The following is a 16,863-nucleotide window of genomic DNA, read 5'->3' as shown; positions in this document are numbered from 1 at the left end:
ATGCCGGGCGGGCGGCGCGACTGGCGACAGCGACTGGCGCAGTTGGCCGCGCCGCGCGCGCCGGAAGCGCTGCCGGTGCATCTGGACCGGCGCCGCATCTACATCCTGCCCACGCCGTTCGGCGGCTTCCTGGCGCTGCTGCTGGCGGCGATGCTGCTCGGCGCGCTGAACTACAACAACAACCCGGCGCTGCTGCTGGCGATGCTGCTCGGCGCGGCGGCGATGGCCAGCGCCATCGTCGCCCACCTGCAGTTGTCCGGACTGCGCCTGGAGGCGCTGTCGGCAGAGCCGGTCGCGGCCGGGCAACCGCTGCGCCTGCGGCTGGCATTGGCCACCGCCGACGGCCGCCGCCGGCGCGGCCTGCGCGTGCGCCACGGCGCCGCGCACACCTACCTCGACCTGCACCGCGACGATCGCAACGAGGCCGACCTGGAGGTGCCCACCGAGCGCCGCGGCTGGCTCGACCTGCAACGCATCCAGGTCTCCACCACCCAGCCGCTGGGCCTGCTGCGCGCCTGGGCCTGGTTCTGGCCGGACACCCCACTGCTGGTCTATCCGCAACCGGAAGCCGACGGCCCGCCGCTGCCTGCAGGCGCCGGCACCCCGACCCAGACCCGCCTGCACGCACTGGGCGAAGAGCTGCACCAGCTGCGCCCGTATCGGGCCGGCGACGCACCGCGGGCGATCGCGTGGAAGCACTCGGCGCGCCGCGACACCCTGCTGGTGCGCGAGTACGAACGTCCGATCGGGGTGGACGTGGTACTGGACTGGCGCACGCTGCCGGCGTTGCCGCACGAACGCCGCATCGCGCGGCTGGCGCGCTGGGTCGAGGAAGCCGAGCGCGACGGCCGCCGCTACCGCCTGCTACTACCGGGGCAGCCGGCGCTGGGGCCGGGCCGCGGGCCGCAGCACCGGCATCTGTGCCTGCGCGCACTGGCGCTGCTGCCGCATGGCTGAGCCACGCTCGCCGACGCTGCATGCCGCCAGCCGCGCCTGGGCGCTGGGCGCGGCGCTGCTGGCCTTGCTGCCGCTGCTGCTGCAATTGCCCGGCACCCTGGCCTGGCTGATCGCGCTGTCCGCCCTGCTGATCGGCGCCAGTTCGGCGTGGCGGCCGCTGCCGGCGCTGCTGCGCCTGGTCCTGGTCGCGGTCATGCTCGCGGCGCTGTACTGGCAGGTCGGCCTGCGCTTCGGCCGCGACACCGGCTGCGCACTGCTGGCGGCGATGCTGGCGATCAAGCCCTCGGAACTGAAGAGCCTGCGCGATGCGCGCAGCCTGCTCGGCTTCGCCCTGTTCGCCCCGTTCGCCGCCTTCCTGCTCGACCAGGGGCCGGTGACGATGGCGCTGGGGCTGGCCGCGGTGATCGCGGCGCTGCTGTGCATGCAGCGCCTGGCCGACCAGGAAGGCCACAGCGCGCGTCGTCCGTTGCGCGGGCAACTGCGCGGCGTCGGCCGCCTGCTGGCGCTGGGCCTGCCGCTGGCGCTGGCCGCGTTCTGGCTGTTCCCGCGCCTGGGTTCGCCGCTGTGGGGCGTGCCGGAACGTGCGCTGGGCCGACCCGGCCTGTCGGACACGATGAGTCCGGGGCAGTGGCTGGACCTGTTGGCCGACGACACCCCGGCGTTGCGCGTGCAGTTCTTCGGCCCGGTGCCGGCGCCGGCGCAGCGCTACTGGCGCGGGCCGGTGCTGTGGGACTTCGACGGCCAGACCTGGCGTGCGCCGCGCGACAACGCCTTCGCACCGGCACCGCCGATCCAGCTCGCACCCGGCGGCTGGGACTACCAGCTCGAGGTGGAACCGACCGACCGCCGGCAATTGGTCGCCCTGGACCTGCCGCGGCAGGCGCCGTCCGGCACCCGGCTGACGGCCGACGCCGTGCTGCAGACCGAGCGCCCGCTCAGCGCCCTGACCCGCTGGCGGCTGCGTTCGGCACTGCCGCAGCGGGTCGAGCCCGATCTCGCGCCGGCGCAACGACAGCGCGCGCTGGCGCTGCCGCCGGGCTACAACCCGCGCACCCTGGCGCTGGCCCGGCAGTGGCGGCAGCAGGCCGGTGCCGACGATGCGGCGATCGTCGCCCGCGCCCTGCAATGGATCCGCCGCGACTTCGCCTACACCCTTGAGACGCCGCCACCCGGCCGCGACGGCGTGGACGAGTTCCTGTTCCAGCAGAAAGCCGGGTTCTGCCAGCACTTCAGTTCGGCGTTCGTGGTGCTGATGCGCGGCGCCGGCATTCCCGCACGCGTGGTCACCGGCTATGCCGGCGGCACCCGCAATCCGTTCGGCGACTACTGGGTGGTGCGGCGGATGGATGCGCACGCCTGGGCCGAGGTGTGGCTGCCGCGACGCGGCTGGGTGCGGGTGGACCCGACCGCGGCGGTGGCGCCGGAACGCATCTACGACACCCTGGAGGACCGGCTCGATGGCGGCGCCGGCGCGCAGGGCGGCGCCGGCGACTGGCGCTGGCGCGACCTCGCCGACTGGGCGCGGCGCGGCTGGAACGACCTGGTGCTGTCCTTCGATGCCAGCCGCCAGCAGCGCCTGCTCAGCCAGTTCGGCATCGCCCGGTTGGAACCCGGGCAACTGGTGGCGCTGTTCGCCGGATTCGCCGCGGTGCTGCTGGGTGCGATGGCCTGGTGGCTGGCCCGCGGCGAGCGCGAACGCGATCCGCTGCTGCGGGCCTGGCGGGCGCTGGGCCGGCGCTACGCCCGGCGCGGGCTGGGCCGCGACCCGCACGAACCGGCACTGACCTGGGCAGCGCGCGTAGAGCGGGAAACCGGCGATGCGAGCCTGATTCCGCTCAGCCGGCGTTTCGCCGATGCGCGCTACGCTGGCGCTGATTCGGACAGCGCTTCATTGTTGCGCGACCTGCGCAGGCACCGTCCGCCCACTGGAGCATCCCGATGAAGATTCGCCTGCTGTTCCCCGTGATCGCTGCGTTGGCGCTCGGCGCCTGCGCCACCGCCCCCAAGCCGCTGCAGGGCCAGTTCGCGCCCGTCAGCCCGCGCGACTCGGTCGCCGGCCAGCAGGCCGGCGCGCCGGTGCGCTGGGGCGGCAAGATCATCAAGACCACGCCCGGCCAGGGCCAGACCTGCTTCCAGATGCTGTCGCGTCCGCTCAATGCCAGCGGCCGCCCGGACAGCGATGCCGCCGACGCCAGCGATGGCCGCTTCATCGCCTGCCGCGCCGGCTTCTACGATCCGGCGGTGTTCGAGCCCGGCCGCGAGGTGACCTTCATCGGCCACGTGTCCGGCTACGACAACACCCGCATCGGCGACTACGACTACCGCCTGCCGAAGATGGACGCGGACGTGGTCTACCTGTGGCCGGTGGTGCGCCAGGTCGAAGTGGTGCCCGCCTACCCGTACGGCCCCTGGGGCGGCCCGTGGGGTCCGTGGGGCCCGCGCTGGGGCTGGTGGTAAGCCCTGCGTTTCTGCCGCAACGAAAAACGCCGCTGATCCCAGCGGCGTTTTTTTATACCTGCCGGTTGGCGCCGGCCGCGCGACTCAGGGCGTGCCGAAGCGTCCCAGCGGCGCGCCGGCGAGCAGATGCAGGTGCAGATGGAACACGGTCTGCCCGGCGTGCTCGCGGCAGTTGATCACCACCCGATAGCCGTCCTGGGCCAGGCCCTGCTCGCGCGCATAGCTGGCCGCAGCCAGCACCAGCCGGCCGACCAGGGTCGCCTGCTCCGGCGCCAGGTCGTCCAGGGTCGGAATCTCCACCTGCTTGGGGATGAAGAGCACATGCACGGGCGCCTGCGGCGCGATGTCCTTGAAGCCGAGCACGGCATCGTCCTCGTAGACGATGCTGGCCGGAATTTCGCGACGGATGATCTTGCCGAAGATGGTGTCCATGAAGCGCGCCCGGAACGAAAGAAGGGGCCGCCGTTATAGCCCAATTCGGCGTCGCGCCGCAGCCGCGTGCGGCGCTTACTCGCCGGCGCCGGCGCGCGGCACTTCGCTGCGGCTGCCGAAGGCGTGCGACAGCGTGCCGCGATCCACGTACTCCAGCTCGCCGCCGAGCGGCAGGCCCTGCGCCAGCCGGCTCGGCCGCACGCCGTGCTGGCGCGCCAGTTGCGCCAGGTAATGCGCGGTGGCCTCGCCCTCGACCGTGGAGTTGGTGGCGATGATCAGCTCGGCTACCTCGCCCTGCGCGAGCCGCGCGCCGAGCCGGTCCAGGCCCAGCTCGCGCGGGCCGATCCCGTCCAGCGGCGACAGCCGGCCCTGCAGGATGAAGTACAGGCCGCGGTAGCCGGTGGCATGCTCGATCGCCAGCCGGTCGGCCGGCGATTCCACCGCGCACAGCTGCTGACGATCGCGGGCGGGACTGGCGCAGATCGCGCAGACCTCGGTTTCGCTGAAATCGCGGCACTGCGCGCAATGGCCGATACGCTCGATCGCCTCGTGCAACCGCTCGGCCAGCCGCTGCCCGCCTTCGCGCTCGCGCTCGAGCACGTGGTAGGCCATGCGCTGCGCGGTCTTCTGGCCGACGCCAGGCAACACGCGGAACGCATCGATCAGTTGTTCGAGCAGCGGCGAGCTCATTGAGGTTGGGGATTCGGGAGTGGGGATTGGGGATTCGTAAAAGAAACATCGCGGTCACGCGATGTTGTCGTAGGAGCGGCTTCAGCCGCGAGGAGCTTTACCGGTAATGCCCCTCGCGGCTGAAGCCGCTCCTACGCGGGAAATTCACCTAAGCAGGAGAGGCAACACGCTCGCGAGAAACCGCAAATCCCCACTCCCGAATCCCGAATCCCGGCAACTCAGAACGGCAGCTTCATGCCCGGGGGGATCGGCATGCCGGCGGTGGCCGCGCCCATGCGCGCCTTGGATTCGGCATCGATCTTGTTGCACGCATCGTTGAAGGCGGCGGCGATCAGGTCCTCGGCCATTTCCTGGTCGGCCAGGATGCTCGGATCGATCCGCACCTTGCGGCACTCCTTGGCGCCGGTCAGGGTCACGTTGACCATGCCGCCGCCGGCGCTGCCGGTGACTTCCAGCTTGGCCAGTTCTTCCTGGGCGCGCTGCAGGTTTTCCTGCATCTTCTGCGCCTGTTGCATCAGTTGGGCGATATTGCCGCGCATCGTGGTTCACTCATCGTAGGGACGGATGGAATCGGGGACGACCCGCGCGCCTTGCTGCTGGATCAGCGCCTGCACCGCCGGGTCGTTCATGAACGCGGCCTCGGCGGCGTTCTGGCGCTCGCCGCGTTGCCGGTGCGAGCGCTCATGCAGGGTTTCGGCATCGACCGCGATGCCGCTTTCGATGACGATCTTCGGCCGCTGGCCCAGCGCATCGGCCAGGGCCGCAGCCAGTTCGCCGAGCGAGCGCTCGGACTGCAGGTATTCGAAGCCCGGCGACAGCGACAGGCGCAACACGCCATCGGCATGGCTGACGAAGGCGGCATTGGCGGCAAGCTGCCGCGAGGGGCCGTTCAGGCCGCAATCGGCGACCAGCTCCAGCCAGTCCTCGGCGCTGTGCAGCGCGCGCGGCGTATCGGACACGGCGGCGTGGGTGCGCGGCGGCGGCGCCAGCGGCGGCACCATCGCCATTTCCGGCTCGGCGGCCGCGGCCGGCGCGACCGCTGGCACCGGCGCGGCGACCGGCACGGACGGAACGGGGCGCGCCGCTGGCGGTGCCGGTGGATCCCATGGCGGATCCACTGGAGCCGGGGCCGCAATGGGCGCAGCCGCCACGGGCGCAGCCGGAACCGGCGCCGGCGCGGCAACGGCAGCCGTCCCCGGGGCGGCGGCAGCCACCGCCGCCGGTGCCGTCGCCGCGGCAGGCGCACTGGCCGCAGCGGCCGGCGCAGTGCCGTGTCCTTGCGCCGCCGCACCGGTCGCACTGCCGGCCGGCAGCGCCGCGGCGCCCATCGGACGGAACGCCAGCATGCGCAGCAGCGCCATCTCGAACCCGGCGCGCGGGCTCGGCGCCAGGTACAGGTCGCGGCGCCCGTTCAGCGCCATCTGGTACCACAGCTGCACGATCTCCGGCCGCAGGCGCTCGGCCAGCGGTGCCGGGTCTAGGCCATCCAGCGCGGGCGTAGCCGCGCCCGGCACCAGCTGCCGCACCTGGATGCGGTGCAGGGCCTCGGCCAGCGCCTCCAGCACCCCGCCCCAGTCGGGCGAGAACTCGGCCAGGCCGGCCACCACCTGCAGCAGCCGCTGCCCGTCGGCATCGGCCAGCGCGTCCAGCATCGCCCCGACCTGGGTGCGGTCGACCGTGCCCAGCATCGTTCGCACCACGTCGTCGCGCAGCGCGCCGCCGGCGTAGGCGATGGCCTGGTCGAGCAGCGACAGGCCATCGCGCAGGCTGCCGTCGGCGGCCTTGGCCAGTTGCACGATCGCCGAGGCATCCACCTCGATCTGCTCGGCGGCCAGAATCTTGGTCATCTGCCCCTGGATCTGCTCCTCGTCCAGACGCTTGAGGTTGAACTGCAGGCAGCGCGACAGCACCGTCACCGGCAGCTTCTGCGGGTCGGTGGTGGCGAGCAGGAACTTCACGTGCTCCGGCGGCTCTTCCAGGGTCTTCAGCAGCGCGTTGAACGCCGCCTTGGAGAGCATGTGCACTTCGTCGATCAGGTAGACCTTGAACTTGCCGCGCGAGGGCATGTACTGCGCGTTCTCGATCACCTCGCGCACGTCGTCCACGCCGGTGTTGGACGCGGCGTCGATCTCCAGCAGGTCGATGTAGCGCCCGGCGTCGATGTCCAGGCAGGCCGCGCACTGGCCGCACGGGTCGGCGCTGGTGCCCTGCTCGCAGTTCAGCGACTTGGCGAAGATGCGCGCGATGGTGGTCTTGCCGACGCCGCGGGTACCGGTGAACAGGAACGCGTGGTGCACCCGGCCGCTGTCCAGCGCGTTGGTGAGCGCGCGGACCACATGCTCCTGCCCCACCAGCTCGGCGAAACGCTTGGGGCGCCACTTGCGGGCGAGAACGAGATAGGACATCAGGCGACCGTCTTCATCTGAACCACCATTGTGCCACGCCGGGCCACCGCGATCGTTCAGTCGCCCGGTCAGCCGCCGTCCCGACGCGCGCCGCCTCCGGCGTAGGGCCGCTTGTGACGATGAACAGGGGCAAAGGTGACGCCGGTCAGCGCGGCCGCGGCGGCTCGCCTTGTGAACGGCGGCCATGACGGCTAGAATTCCCGCCCTTGCCCGGACCGCATGGCCCGCGCAAGACCCGGAGAGGTGTCCGAGTGGTTGAAGGAGCACGCCTGGAAAGTGTGTAAGCGTCTAAACCGCGCTTCGGGGGTTCGAATCCCCCTCTCTCCGCCAGATTGAAAGTGTTGAGATGGCCCAGTCGCGTGAGTTTCGCCGGCGTCTGGGAGGGGGGGTGAGAACCCCCGGGTTCGACAGGTGGCGTAGCCACCTGCACGGCGAAGCCGCCCGCAGGGCGAGGCATCGAAGATGCCGAGTGAATCCCCCTCTCTCCGCCAGATTCGAATGCGCTTCCCTCGCAGAGTTGCTTCGCCCATGGCGTAAGAACTCAAAGGGAAAGACCGCGCCACTGGCGCGGTTTCGTCTCTATGGTGGCCCCGTCGGCCCCTCGCGACGCTAGGTCGAAAACCCCGCCAGGGCCGGAAGGCAGCAACGGTATCGATCGACGCGGGCGCCGAGGTCAGCCGGCGGGGTTACCGCCCTCCTACCGCAACGCTGCCTGCCGCATGGACACATTCTCGCCTGTGCGATGTGCCCTACCGAGCATGAGCGTCCTTGCGGCACACACCGCGCCCGGCTAGCTTCGTGCCCCTGGCTAGTCGTTGGCACCGGCCGTGGCGACGGCGCAGGCATCCCTGCACCGGCGGCGCTACTTCGGCGCATATCGATCGACGCGGGCGCCGAGGTCAGCCGGCGGGGTTACCCTTCTACGACGAACGATCAGCCCTCGATCGCAAGCAGCAGACTGCGTCTGCAGAAAGCAACAGCCATCCCGGCCTGTCATTCGTTCCGGCCGTGGCGACGGCACAGAGATCTTTGCGGCGGCAGGATATGCTTGGCGCGGCGCGGTCAGCCGGCGGGGTTACCACCCTTCTAAGACGACGAATGATCAGCCTCGATCTCGATCGCGGACGCCGCTATTCGTGCGACGACGCCTGCGCCTCCGGATGCAACCACCCCGCATCGCCGTCGCGATAGCGTTCGCGCTTCCAGATCGGCACGCGCGCCTTGACCTCGTCGATGACGTAACGACAGGCGTCGAACGCGTCGCCACGGTGCGCGGCGACCACACCGACCCACACCGCCAGATCGCCGATCGCCAGTTCGCCGACGCGATGCACGCAGCGCAGGTCGAGGATGGCGAAGCGGGCCAGGGCCTCGTCGACGATGCGTTGGCCCTCGGCCTCGGCCAGCGCGGCATACGCCTCGTAGTGCAGGCCATCGACCGCGCGGCCATCGTTGTGGTCGCGTACCCAGCCTTCGAAGCTGGCGTAGGCGCCGGCCTGGGCATGCGCCAGCGGGGCGCGCAGCGTGGCGATGTCGAGCGGGTGGTCGTCCAGCCGGAAACGCGGTTCGGTGGACATGGCTCAGCCTCCCGAGACCGGCGGGATGAACACCACTTCGCTGCCGTCGCGCACCGCCTCGTCCCAGCCGACGAAGGCGCCGTCCACCGCCACCCGCAACCGATCCAGCGGCCAGCGCAAGCCATGGCGGGCATCGAGTTCGGCATACAGCGCGCGCAGGTCCGGCGCATCGGTGTGCACCTGTTCGCGCTCCAGGCCCGCGGCCTCGCGCAGGCTGGCGAAGTACAGCACGCTCACCTCTGCGCTCATGCCACGCTCCCGACGTCGCGCTTGCCGCCACGCTTGCCGACCAGCCGCACCGGGCCGATGGTCATCGCGTGGGTCAGCGCCTTGCACATGTCGTAGACGGTCAGCGCAGCGACGCTGGCACCGGTCAGCGCCTCCATCTCCACGCCGGTGCGGTGCACGGTGCGCACCGTGCATTCGATGCCCAGCACCTGCGGCGAGCGCCAGTCGATGGCGAAGCGGCAGCCGTCGATCGGCAGCGGATGGCAGAACGGAATCAGTTCGTGGGTGCGCTTGACCGCCATCGTGCCGGCGATCACCGCGGTGTCGACGATGCCGCCCTTGGCGCTGCGCAACGCATCGGCGCGCAATTGCGCGGCCACGGCCGCGGGAAAGCGCACCTGCGCCTCGGCCACCGCCACGCGCGCGGTGGCGGTCTTGGCGGAGACGTCGACCATGGTCGGCAGCCCCTGCGGGTCCAGGTGGGTCAGCGCCGGCGCGGCGGCGCGCGCGGACGTGGCGGAGGTCTTCTTGGTCATGGACTGCGCTGCCGCTCCCACGGCGCGATCTTCAGGCGCCGCCGGGGATCGGCGTGCCCTGGTGGAACAGCATGCGCCATCGGCCGTCGCGATACTGCCAAAGCGAACTGCGCAGCGCCTGCCGCGGCGGCTCGCCACCGCCGCTGCGCTCGCTGCGATAGCGCAGTTGCGCCAACGCGGGGGCCAGCAGTTGCGCGTCGATGTCGAAGGCGCGGTAGCGGAATTCACTAGACTCCATCTCCAACGCCTGCAGCACCGCCAGCTTATCGAAGCGGCGACCGGAGGCGCCGAACTCGACGAAGGCGTCGTCGAGCAGTTCGGCCACGCGCTCGGCCGAGGCGCGCACTGCCGGCTCCAGCAATTCCAGCTCCAGCGCGACCAGCGCACGTTGCACTGCGGCGTCCATCGCTCAACCGCCGATCAGGAACATTTCGACGTGCTTGCCGCGCGTGGCCGGCGCCGCGCCACGCAATTCGCTGTAGCGGTCGTCGCGGCGCTCCCACAGCGCACGCACGCGCTCGGCCAGTGCCGCCTCGCCGCCGGCCAGCGCCGGCCGCAGGTCGGTGCCCTCTCCCGCGAACAGGCAGGTGTAGAGATGGCCGTCGGCCGAGACCCGGGCGCGGTGGCAGTCGCCACAGAACGGCGCGCTGACCGAAGTGACGAAGCCGATCTCGCCGCCGCCATCGGCGAACGCGTAGCGCGCGGCGACCTCGCCGGCATAGTGCGGCGCCAGCGCCTGCAGCGGCCAGCGCGCGGCGATGCGGTCGCGCAACTCGGCGGCCGGCACCACCCGCTCGCGACGCCAGGCATTGCAGGTGCCCACGTCCATGTATTCGATGAAGCGCAGCACGTGGCCGCTGCCGCGAAAATGCGCCAGCAAGGGCAGCACCTGGTCGTCGTTGATGCCGCGCTGGACCACGCAGTTGAGCTTGACCGGCCCCAGCCCGGCCGCGACTGCCGCGTCGATGCCTTCCAGCACCTGCGCGATCTCGCCGCGGCCGCCGGAAAGTTGCCGGAACACCGCTGGCTCGATCGCATCCAGGCTGACCGTGACCCGACGCAGCCCGGCCTCGCGCAAGGCCTGGGCGTGCCGCGCCAGCAGCGCGCCGTTGGTGGTCATGGCCAGATCGTCCACGCCGGGAATGCGCGCCAGCCGCCGCACCAGCTCCGGCAGATCGCGGCGCAGCAGCGGTTCGCCACCGGTCAGGCGCAGCTTGTTGACGCCGTTGCGGACGAAGGCACGCGCCACCGTCTCCAGTTGCGCGAACGACAGCCGCGATGCGGCGTCGAAGCCGTAATCGTCCGGCACCTTGTCGGCCGGCATGCAGTAGCCGCAGCGGAAGTTGCAGGCCTCGATCACCGACAGGCGCAGGTCGCGCAACGGCCGCCCGCGCCGGTCCGCCGCCGTCGCCGACGCGAACGGCGCGCGCGGCAGCGCGTTCATCCCGCCGGGACCTGCGGCGCGCGCGGGGCGGACAGCGCCACGCGCTCGCCCGGCCGCGCCACGCGGTGGCCGCGTGCGCGCAGGGCCTCGGCATCGTCGTCGCTGGCGTAGTGGTAGAGCATGGTCCGTTGCAGCAGCTCGGCGGGGTATTCCCGCTCCAGGTCGTCGACCCCAGTATGCGACGGGTTGCCGTGAAGACCGCAGTCGTGGGCCACCAGTTCGCCGTCGTCGGCATACCGGTTCAGCATTTCCGGGATCGGCCGGGTATCCCCGCTCCACACCAGTGCGCCCTGCAGGCGCAGGCCGTAGGCAGTCTCCGGCCAGTGGTGACGCACCGGGAACACCTCCAGGCGCACGCCCTCGTGCCAGAACGCATTGCCCACCACGATCAGCTGGAACGCATCCCAGAAGTTGGCGCCGCCCTCGGCCAGCACGTTCGGATAGTCGGCCACGCGGCGGTGCAGCAGCGGCACCACCGTGGCCGGCACATACAGCCGCACCTTGCCGCGGCGCGCGGAGAAATAGCTGTCCACGAACAGCCGCTCGAAGCCGGCGACGTGGTCCAGATGCACGTGGGTGACGAACAGCGCCTGCGGCATCGCGCCGTAGTGCGCCTGGTAGGCGGTCAGGCCCTCGCCGCCGCAGTCGATGGTCAGCCATGGCCGGCCATCGCGCTCGATGGTGGCCATCGGCGAGCCCAGCGCCACCGCCGAGGCATTGCCCACGCCCTGGAAGCGCAGCGCCCAATCCGTCATCAGCAGCCGCGCTCCCAGGCCAGATCGTAGGCGCGACGCAGGCGCGCGTAGTCCTTCTCCACCGCATCGACGCTGCGTTCGCCGCGCAGCTTCAGCAGCGAACGGCGCAGCCGCTTGAGGTTGCGCTCGCGCCAGCGCGTGGCGGGAATGCGCAGCACGCCGCGGTCGAAATCGATCAGCCAGCCGCGGCCGTTGCCGTCGAACAGGATGTTCTGCGCATTGAGGTCGGCGTGGTCGAGACCGGCGCGATGGAAGCGTGCGATCAGCCGCCCCGCCTCCTCCCACGGCGCGCCGCGGCCGGCCAGATGCGCGCGATCGGCCAGCGAGCGTACGCCCTCCAGCCGCTCCATCAGGATCGCCGCGCGATAGCGCAGCCCCTGGCGCAGATAGCAGGCCGCCAACGGCCGCGGCACCGGCAGCTTGCGCGCGATCAGCGCGCGCATCAGCCGGAACTCGGCGAAGCTGCGGGTGCGGTCGGCGCCGGTCCACAGGTAGCGGTCGCGCACCAGCTTGGCGACCAGCCCGCCGCGGCGGTACTGGCGCAGCACGCAACTGCCGAACGGCGCATCGACGAACCAGGCACCACCGCGGCCGCCGGCATCCACCGGGCGCGCACGTTCGCCCCAGGCGGCGGCGGAGAACAGCGCCGGTTCGGCTTGCCGCAGTCGTTCGCGGTCGAACAGAATGGCCCCGTAGCCGCGGCCCTCGCGGTACGGCGTCAGCGCTTCGGTGGCGTCGAATGCAACCATCCAGCGAGTCTAACAACACCATGCCGGCAACGCTCCCTTCGTTGTGCCTGTTGCGCCTGTCGGCGCTGGGGGACGTGACCCACGTGGTGCCGCTGGTGCGGACCCTGCAGCGCGCCTGGCCGCAGGGGCCGGCACTGCACTGGATCATCGACAAGGCCGGGCACAGGTTGCTGGACGGCCTGCCGGGCGTGGTGTTCCACCCCTACGACAAGCGCAGCGGCGTGGCCGGCATGCGCGCCTTGCGCCGCGCCCTGCCGGCGCAGGGCTTCGACGCACTGCTGCAGATGCAGGTGGCGCTGCGCGCCAACGTGCTGTCGGCGTTCGTGCCGGCGCGCCGGCGCATCGGCTACGACCGCAGCCGCTCCAAGGATCTGCACGGCCTGTTCGTCAACGAGCGCATCCCCGACCGCCCCGGCATCCACGTGCTGGAGGCGATCGGCAGCTTCTGCGAGCCGCTGGGGCTGCGCCAGACCGAGGTGCGCTGGGACCTGCCGGTGCCCGACGACGCCCACGCCTGGGCGCGCGCGCAATGGCCCGACGACGGCCGTCCGGCGCTGCTGATCTCGCCCTGCTCCAGCCACCAGCGCCGCAACTGGTATGCCGAGCGCTATGCCGCGGTGGCCGACCATGCGGCCACTCAGGGCTGGCGGGTGGTGCTGTGCGGCGGCCGCAGCGATCTGGAACGCAGCACCGCCGACGCCATCGTCGCCGCGGCGCGCACGCCGGTGCTGGACCTGGTCGGCCGCGACACGCTCAAGCAACTGCCGGCGCTGCTGCAGCGCGCCGCATTGGTGATGACACCCGACTCCGGCCCCATGCACATCGCCAACGCCATGGGCACCAAGGTGCTGGGCCTGCACGCGGCCAGCAACCCGCGCCGCAGCGGCCCGTATTCGGATATCCGCTACTGCGTGGACAAGTACGACGCGGCTGCGCGCAAATACCTGGGCAAGCCAGCCGCGCAGTTGAAGTGGGGCAGCAAGATCGAATTCGACGGGGTGATGGAACTGATCGGCGTGGACGACGCGATCGCCGCATTCGAGCGCTACCGCGACGACCACGGCCGCTGAGGCCAGTTGCGGCGGCGCGGGCATCGCTCTACCATCGCCGCGCGTCCTGCCGCCGACCCGGCCTGCAGGAGCCGCCGTAAGCGTTTACGTCAATCAACGCGCCAACTGCGCCGGATCCGTCCGGGGCTGTTTCCCGCCCGGGCCTGGCAGGCCGCTGGCGGGTGGCGCCTTCGATCGACCGGCTTACGGAGAGTCCGCAATGTCACGTTCCCCGCTGTTTTCCCGCAAGCTGCCCCCGCGCCATGCCGCCTGGGTGACCCCGCTGCTGCTGTCGGTGCTGATGACCTGCATCGTCTCGATGATCAGCACCCTGCGCAGCGTCGGGCTGGCGCCCGGTGTCGGCGCGCTCTGGCTCGGCGCCTGGGCGCTGTCCTGGCTGGTCGCATTCCCCACCCTGCTGCTGGTCCTGCCGCTGGTGCGGCGCCTGACCGGCCTGGTGGTCGCGCGCGCCTGAGAAGCGCGGCGTTCCGGGAGGCGGCAACGCCTCCCGGTCAACGCCCTCACGCCGAGGCGTTGCGGTAGTCCTGGTAGGACTTCTCTTCCACGTAGCTGGAACCCAGGGCCAGGTTGATTTCCTTCTTGAGCCGCGCGCGTTCGTCGTTTTCGTAGTACACGCTGCGCGCCAGCTTGATGAACTCCTCGTCGAAGGCCTGCGCCTTCTCCTTGATCCGGATCTCGTCCTCGATCACCCACAGACGCTCGTTGACCGCCTTCAGCTCCGCGCGCAGGCGCGCCACGTCGCCGCCGGCCGCCGGATGCGCCATCCAGGTCTTTTCCAACGCCGACAGTTCGGCGTGCACATTGGCCAGCTTGCCCGGATCCTCGATGCGCTCGGACTTGATCTGCAGGATGGCGATCTTGTCGAGCAATTCGCCAAAAGACACGGGCACCAGGATTTCGGACATGGCAGACACCAAAAACAGAAGTCGCGCCAGTGTAACGGCTCTGCCTTAAGACGGCGTCGGCGCTGCGTCGTGGCGGCGCGCCCGCCTGGAGCGGAGCACGGATGTCAGCGCGCCGCAGCGACGCCCGCCGGCGCGTCCTGGATCAGATCGATCGCATCGTACGAAACGCCCGGACTGAGGAAACCCTGCCCATGCTGACCGCTGGCGACGCGCAACGTCAGGTCGTTGCTCCCGACCTTCAACGCGGACAACGGGATGACGAAGCGATAGACGGTGTTGTTGCCGCGATAGGTGCCCACCGTCAGCGTGCGCGAGGTCGGTTGCTGCGACGCCGTGGGAACCGCCGCCTGCCACCCGCCGATCGCGGGCACCGGGCGCCCGTGAAACGCGGCGGTGGTGATGCCGATGCGCAACGTCGGCGGCGCCGCCGGCAGGCGCTCAAGCACGAAGCGCACGTGCAGCGCGTTGTTCACGTCCTGCCATTGATACGCAGGAAAGTCCTGCGCCGCTGACGACGCGCCGACCGTGAACGGCGCGGTCCGCCAGTTCGCCATGCGCACGTCCGACGGGTGCATGGTCGTCACCTTGTCGCCATTCAAGAACTCGCGCGGCGAGCCGTCCCAGCGCCCGATCCGCCACAACGCCGGCACGGCGTCCGGATCGTCGGCGCGCAGCGTCCCGGTGGCCACGGCACGGCCTGCCGCCACGGTGGCCTCGCCCTGCGCGACGGCCAGTTCGTTCTTGTAGAGCGTCACCCGGTAGACGCCCGGCAGCATGCCGCTGCGTTCGAAACGCCCGTCCGCGCCGACGCCGGTCCAGTACTGCGCCTGCGCCGAGGCGAAACCCACCGTGTAGGCAAAGGCGGGATCGAGGCCGCGTGCCGTACCGGCCACCGCGCCGCGCGCCGCCGGCGGCACGTAACCGTCCAGGCCCGCACCGGCGAACCAGCCGGTATCGACAGGCCCCGGCGGCGCACCATCGGTGAAGACCAGCGTATAGGCATCGAGGACGCCGGTGCGGAACGGCTCGGTCTGGCCTTCGCCGTAATTGACGATGTAGGTCAGTTCCTGGTCGACGGTGCCCTGGTCCAGCAGACTGCGGTAGAACGGGCCGCCGGAGCCGCCCTCGTTGTCGTCGCGCACCATCCACATCCCGACATGCGCACCGGTCGCGCCGAAGTAGCGCCAGTCGAGCAGCCGCATGTTGGAGTAGTGCTTCGAGCGGGTCTGCCCGTCCGGGCGAGCGAACACATCGTGCGCCTCGATGGTCCGGTCGGTCCCGTGCAGGTTCGCGGGTTCGGGGCCATGCGGGAGCAGCGCCCAGGGCACGCGCACGACGAAGCGCAGCAACCCGGGCTTCGGTTCGCTGCCGAAGCGGTCGGCCATGTAGATGCGCGGCTCGCCGCGCCGGGCCAGGTAATAGTGGACCAGATCGCCCGAGCGCACCGTCACCCGGATCGTGTCGGCATCGAGCTGTCGCGCCTCGACGGCGACCGGCCCGGCATCCGCGTAGAGGCCGGCGAAACCCGAGTTGACGTGGCTGTCCTTGGCCGGATCCTGGTACTCGACGCCATTCCAGCGCAGCGAACACAGGCCGCCCGCGCTCTGCAATCCACTGCGGCCGGCGATGCGCCGCACGGCGAAGGTCAACCCCGCACCGGTGTCGACGACATAGGCATCCGGGCGTTCGCTGAGCCCGAACCGTGCCGCGCGCGCGGACGCCGGGGCGTGCGGCAGCGGCGCTGCAGCGCCGCGCTGGGCCGTGGCGCCGACCGCGGCAAACAGCAGGATGCACATCGTGATGAAGGAGGAACACCGACGCGATCCTGGGCGCCGGCCTGCGCTCGCCGTTTTCATCGCCTGTGCGCGCTGCAACGCCGCGGTGACGCCGGGACATGCGTCGGCATGTCGACCCGCACGCTCGAAGCCAACCCGACTGTCCATTGCGCCAATGCCGAAACCAGGGGGCGACAGCATGCGAACACGACCGCTGGACGATGGATGAACCGGGAGAACGGGCTTGTCCAGCGCAGAATGGGAGCGCCTGCGACGCGACGGCATCCAGGCCCGACGACGCACCGCATCGGCGGGCCAGGCGGTCGCATTACCCGTGGCGAGGCAGGATCGGTCCAAGCGGCGAACGCAACGGGAGGCACGCCACGCGCAGGGGCTGTGGTGATTGGCCTACGACAGGGCGGCCGATGCCCAGCATGCTGGCTTACCGCCGCGCACGAACCGTTGAGGCATCATCGCGGCGCGGGGACACGGGGTTGACCGGCGCTACCGCCAAGCGCGGCTGGCATCGCCAGCGGCGTTTGCAGGCCCGGCGCGGAGCAGGGACATGCCCTGGAGACGCGGCCTCGCGGAAGCGCGAGACGCAAGAACTGGCGGGAAGGGGGGGATTCGAACCCCCGAGGCGCTATAAACGCCTGCCTGATTTCGAGTCAGGTACATTCAACCACTCTGCCACCTTCCCGGGTGGTCCCCGGCGGACCGGGGGCGTGCATCATACGGTTCCCGTCGCGCGCGGACAAGCGGCCCGGCGCGGAGGCCCCGCAAGCGCCCGGCGGCGCGGGGCGATGAACCCCGCCTGCTTGGCGCCGCGCGCGGCGATTGCCTGATCCGCGCGCGACCGCGATGATGCCCGTCGACCCCAGAA

Annotated in this window: 18 protein-coding genes, 2 tRNA genes and 1 other RNA gene; 7 read left to right on the top strand and 14 right to left on the bottom strand. The window is 71.0% G+C overall.

What is annotated here, in order from left to right:
* From AC1PK7_RS04810 to AC1PK7_RS04800, 3 genes are read left to right on the top strand one after another with little or no spacing between them, the layout of a single operon-like run.
* Complete coding sequence (locus AC1PK7_RS04810) at positions 1-957, top strand: DUF58 domain-containing protein (protein WP_041499967.1); 957 nt, start codon at positions 1-3, stop codon at positions 955-957.
* Positions 950-2,899, top strand: coding sequence for a transglutaminase TgpA family protein (locus tag AC1PK7_RS04805; RefSeq protein WP_481100022.1), 1,950 nt, complete (start codon positions 950-952; stop codon positions 2,897-2,899). The genes AC1PK7_RS04810 and AC1PK7_RS04805 overlap by 8 nt, the downstream gene beginning before the upstream one ends.
* Complete coding sequence (locus tag AC1PK7_RS04800) at positions 2,896-3,414, top strand: Slp family lipoprotein (protein ID WP_150410546.1); 519 nt, start codon at positions 2,896-2,898, stop codon at positions 3,412-3,414. Before AC1PK7_RS04805 ends, AC1PK7_RS04800 begins: the two co-directional genes overlap by 4 nt.
* Positions 3,415-3,498: 84 nt before the next feature.
* On the opposite strand, the gene AC1PK7_RS04795 is transcribed toward AC1PK7_RS04800, so the two are convergent.
* From AC1PK7_RS04795 to dnaX, 4 genes are all read right to left on the bottom strand, one after another.
* Positions 3,499-3,846: a histidine triad nucleotide-binding protein gene (locus AC1PK7_RS04795; RefSeq protein WP_010342491.1), complete on the bottom strand. Its 348-nt coding sequence runs from the start codon at positions 3,844-3,846 to the stop codon at positions 3,499-3,501.
* A gap of 75 nt (positions 3,847-3,921) precedes the next feature.
* Complete coding sequence (gene recR / locus AC1PK7_RS04790) at positions 3,922-4,536, bottom strand: recombination mediator RecR (protein WP_019802203.1); 615 nt, start codon at positions 4,534-4,536, stop codon at positions 3,922-3,924.
* 218 nt (positions 4,537-4,754) lie between these two features.
* Entirely contained in the window at positions 4,755-5,075 is a 321-nt protein-coding gene (locus AC1PK7_RS04785) for a YbaB/EbfC family nucleoid-associated protein (protein WP_481100021.1), read from the bottom strand.
* Positions 5,076-5,081: 6 nt separating this feature from the next.
* Positions 5,082-6,941 (bottom strand): DNA polymerase III subunit gamma/tau, encoded by a 1,860-nt coding sequence (gene dnaX, locus AC1PK7_RS04780; protein WP_481100020.1) that lies wholly within the window; start codon positions 6,939-6,941, stop codon positions 5,082-5,084.
* Positions 6,942-7,178: 237 nt separating this feature from the next.
* On the opposite strand from dnaX, the gene AC1PK7_RS04775 reads away from it, so the two are divergent.
* Positions 7,179-7,271: transfer RNA gene (locus AC1PK7_RS04775), tRNA-Ser, on the top strand.
* Positions 7,272-7,531: 260 nt separating this feature from the next.
* Positions 7,532-7,628, top strand: an RNA gene (gene ffs, locus AC1PK7_RS04770) — signal recognition particle sRNA small type.
* 443 nt (positions 7,629-8,071) lie between these two features.
* Here the strand turns inward: ffs and AC1PK7_RS04765 are convergent.
* Genes AC1PK7_RS04765 through AC1PK7_RS04735 form a run of 7 tightly spaced genes read right to left on the bottom strand, consistent with a single transcriptional unit; the run spans position 8,072 to position 12,230 of the window.
* Entirely contained in the window at positions 8,072-8,518 is a 447-nt protein-coding gene (locus tag AC1PK7_RS04765; protein WP_481100019.1) for a molybdenum cofactor biosynthesis protein MoaE, read from the bottom strand.
* 3 nt (positions 8,519-8,521) lie between these two features.
* Positions 8,522-8,767 (bottom strand): MoaD/ThiS family protein, encoded by a 246-nt coding sequence (locus AC1PK7_RS04760; protein ID WP_481100018.1) that lies wholly within the window; start codon positions 8,765-8,767, stop codon positions 8,522-8,524.
* Entirely contained in the window at positions 8,764-9,282 is a 519-nt protein-coding gene (gene moaC, locus AC1PK7_RS04755) for a cyclic pyranopterin monophosphate synthase MoaC (protein WP_371181183.1), read from the bottom strand. Before moaC ends, AC1PK7_RS04760 begins: the two co-directional genes overlap by 4 nt.
* 31 nt (positions 9,283-9,313) lie before the next feature.
* A complete protein-coding gene (locus tag AC1PK7_RS04750; RefSeq protein WP_481100017.1) occupies positions 9,314-9,688 on the bottom strand; it encodes a nuclear transport factor 2 family protein in 375 nt (124 codons plus the stop codon).
* A gap of 3 nt (positions 9,689-9,691) precedes the next feature.
* Positions 9,692-10,726 (bottom strand): GTP 3',8-cyclase MoaA, encoded by a 1,035-nt coding sequence (gene moaA / locus AC1PK7_RS04745; RefSeq protein ID WP_481100016.1) that lies wholly within the window; start codon positions 10,724-10,726, stop codon positions 9,692-9,694.
* A complete protein-coding gene (locus AC1PK7_RS04740) occupies positions 10,723-11,481 on the bottom strand; it encodes an MBL fold metallo-hydrolase (RefSeq protein ID WP_481100015.1) in 759 nt (252 codons plus the stop codon). Before AC1PK7_RS04740 ends, moaA begins: the two co-directional genes overlap by 4 nt.
* Positions 11,481-12,230, bottom strand: coding sequence for a 3-deoxy-D-manno-octulosonic acid kinase (locus tag AC1PK7_RS04735; protein ID WP_017907817.1), 750 nt, complete (start codon positions 12,228-12,230; stop codon positions 11,481-11,483). The genes AC1PK7_RS04740 and AC1PK7_RS04735 overlap by 1 nt, the downstream gene beginning before the upstream one ends.
* 20 nt (positions 12,231-12,250) lie before the next feature.
* On the opposite strand from AC1PK7_RS04735, the gene AC1PK7_RS04730 reads away from it, so the two are divergent.
* Both AC1PK7_RS04730 and AC1PK7_RS04725 read left to right on the top strand, forming a co-directional pair.
* Entirely contained in the window at positions 12,251-13,300 is a 1,050-nt protein-coding gene (locus AC1PK7_RS04730) for a glycosyltransferase family 9 protein (RefSeq protein ID WP_481100836.1), read from the top strand.
* Between the two features lie 199 nt (positions 13,301-13,499).
* A complete protein-coding gene (locus AC1PK7_RS04725) occupies positions 13,500-13,754 on the top strand; it encodes a DUF2798 domain-containing protein (protein WP_481100014.1) in 255 nt (84 codons plus the stop codon).
* Positions 13,755-13,800: 46 nt separating this feature from the next.
* Here AC1PK7_RS04725 and AC1PK7_RS04720 read toward each other — a convergent pair whose 3' ends face one another.
* From AC1PK7_RS04720 to AC1PK7_RS04710, 3 genes are all read right to left on the bottom strand, one after another.
* Complete coding sequence (locus tag AC1PK7_RS04720) at positions 13,801-14,205, bottom strand: DUF6165 family protein (RefSeq protein WP_481100013.1); 405 nt, start codon at positions 14,203-14,205, stop codon at positions 13,801-13,803.
* A 104-nt stretch (positions 14,206-14,309) separates the two neighbouring features.
* The gene (locus tag AC1PK7_RS04715; protein ID WP_481100012.1) at positions 14,310-16,181 is read right to left on the bottom strand and encodes a rhamnogalacturonan lyase B N-terminal domain-containing protein; all 1,872 of its coding nucleotides are present in this window, start codon (positions 16,179-16,181) and stop codon (positions 14,310-14,312) included.
* A gap of 408 nt (positions 16,182-16,589) precedes the next feature.
* Positions 16,590-16,680: transfer RNA gene (locus AC1PK7_RS04710), tRNA-Ser, on the bottom strand.
* Positions 16,681-16,863 lie beyond the last annotated feature (183 nt).

Source organism: Xanthomonas sp. NCPPB 3174, assembly GCF_056725205.1.
This window is presented reverse-complemented; position numbering and strand designations above follow the sequence as displayed.

What these genes read in the sequence shown, in the direction of transcription:
- AC1PK7_RS04810 (WP_041499967.1), top strand. Translation starts at nt 1, where the DNA reads ATGCCGGGCGGGCGGCGCGACTGGCGACAGCGACTGGCGCAGTTGGCC.
- AC1PK7_RS04760 (WP_481100018.1), bottom strand. Translation starts at nt 8,767, where the DNA reads ATGAGCGCAGAGGTGAGCGTGCTGTACTTCGCCAGCCTGCGCGAGGCC.
- dnaX (WP_481100020.1), bottom strand. Translation starts at nt 6,941, where the DNA reads ATGTCCTATCTCGTTCTCGCCCGCAAGTGGCGCCCCAAGCGTTTCGCC.
- AC1PK7_RS04730 (WP_481100836.1), top strand. Translation starts at nt 12,251, where the DNA reads ATGCCGGCAACGCTCCCTTCGTTGTGCCTGTTGCGCCTGTCGGCGCTG.
- AC1PK7_RS04785 (WP_481100021.1), bottom strand. Translation starts at nt 5,075, where the DNA reads ATGCGCGGCAATATCGCCCAACTGATGCAACAGGCGCAGAAGATGCAG.
- AC1PK7_RS04765 (WP_481100019.1), bottom strand. Translation starts at nt 8,518, where the DNA reads ATGTCCACCGAACCGCGTTTCCGGCTGGACGACCACCCGCTCGACATC.
- AC1PK7_RS04795 (WP_010342491.1), bottom strand. Translation starts at nt 3,846, where the DNA reads ATGGACACCATCTTCGGCAAGATCATCCGTCGCGAAATTCCGGCCAGC.
- recR (WP_019802203.1), bottom strand. Translation starts at nt 4,536, where the DNA reads ATGAGCTCGCCGCTGCTCGAACAACTGATCGATGCGTTCCGCGTGTTG.
- AC1PK7_RS04735 (WP_017907817.1), bottom strand. Translation starts at nt 12,230, where the DNA reads ATGGTTGCATTCGACGCCACCGAAGCGCTGACGCCGTACCGCGAGGGC.
- AC1PK7_RS04805 (WP_481100022.1), top strand. Translation starts at nt 950, where the DNA reads ATGGCTGAGCCACGCTCGCCGACGCTGCATGCCGCCAGCCGCGCCTGG.
- AC1PK7_RS04740 (WP_481100015.1), bottom strand. Translation starts at nt 11,481, where the DNA reads ATGACGGATTGGGCGCTGCGCTTCCAGGGCGTGGGCAATGCCTCGGCG.
- AC1PK7_RS04750 (WP_481100017.1), bottom strand. Translation starts at nt 9,688, where the DNA reads ATGGACGCCGCAGTGCAACGTGCGCTGGTCGCGCTGGAGCTGGAATTG.
- AC1PK7_RS04725 (WP_481100014.1), top strand. Translation starts at nt 13,500, where the DNA reads ATGTCACGTTCCCCGCTGTTTTCCCGCAAGCTGCCCCCGCGCCATGCC.
- AC1PK7_RS04715 (WP_481100012.1), bottom strand. Translation starts at nt 16,181, where the DNA reads ATGCTGTCGCCCCCTGGTTTCGGCATTGGCGCAATGGACAGTCGGGTT.
- AC1PK7_RS04800 (WP_150410546.1), top strand. Translation starts at nt 2,896, where the DNA reads ATGAAGATTCGCCTGCTGTTCCCCGTGATCGCTGCGTTGGCGCTCGGC.
- moaA (WP_481100016.1), bottom strand. Translation starts at nt 10,726, where the DNA reads ATGAACGCGCTGCCGCGCGCGCCGTTCGCGTCGGCGACGGCGGCGGAC.
- AC1PK7_RS04720 (WP_481100013.1), bottom strand. Translation starts at nt 14,205, where the DNA reads ATGTCCGAAATCCTGGTGCCCGTGTCTTTTGGCGAATTGCTCGACAAG.
- moaC (WP_371181183.1), bottom strand. Translation starts at nt 9,282, where the DNA reads ATGACCAAGAAGACCTCCGCCACGTCCGCGCGCGCCGCCGCGCCGGCG.